The 746-nt window shown below is 77.3% G+C and carries 1 pseudogene; it reads left to right on the top strand.

Annotated elements, in window-relative coordinates:
* Window positions 1-746: pseudogene (locus B7767_RS46445) on the top strand (lipopolysaccharide biosynthesis protein); the annotation flags it as partial.

The raw sequence follows: 746 nt of genomic DNA, 5'->3' as shown, positions 1-746 counted from the left end.
TGGGCCGACGGGACACCCCACGGCACCCCGGCACGGGCCGCCGGCCCGGACCCCGCCGGGCCGCCGGCGCCCGGCCCCGTCCTCGGCACCGGCACAGGTACCGGCACCGACCCGGGTACCGGCACCGACCTCGACCCCGTCCCCGGTACCGGCTCTGTCTCCGATCCCGTCCTCGGCACCGGCACCGGCACCGGCACCGACCCCGTCCCGGGTACCGACCCCGACCCCGACCCCGACCGCCGGATCGTGGGAACCCTCTGGGCCCTGCTCGCGCTCGCCACCCTCGTCTTCTGGTTCTCGATGCGCGGGCTCCCCCGGTCCGACGGCACGGGCGGGCCCACAGGGCGTCAGGTGCTGGAGGACCTCCCGCCGTCCGCGCCGGTCGCGGGAGGAGTGCTGCTCCTCGTCTTCGTCGCCTCGGTGACCCTGCTCGGACGTCCGGTCCCCTGGCTCTCCGGTCTCGCGCTGGCCTCCGTCCTGCTCGCCCTGCACACCGCGCCCGTCGCCCTCGGGTGGCGGCCCGAGCCGGTGGACGGGGCGCCGTACGCCGACGCGGCCCGCTTCCTCGCGGAGGCGGTGGGGCTCGACGGACCCGGTGCCGTGCTGCGGTGGGCCCCCCTGGTCCTCCAACCGCTGTGCCTCGTACCGCTGTGGCTGCTGCTCGCACGCGCGGGCGGGTGGCTGACGTGGCCGGTCCGCTGGGGCGTGCTGTATCTCGTCGGGGTGGCCGGCTGGGTGTTCCGGGA

The organism is Streptomyces sp. 13-12-16 (genome assembly GCF_002114215.1).
Classification (GTDB): Bacteria; Actinomycetota; Actinomycetes; order Streptomycetales; family Streptomycetaceae; genus Streptomyces.
The sequence above is the reverse complement of the archived record's forward strand: the minus strand, read 5'-3'. Positions and strand labels throughout refer to the sequence as shown.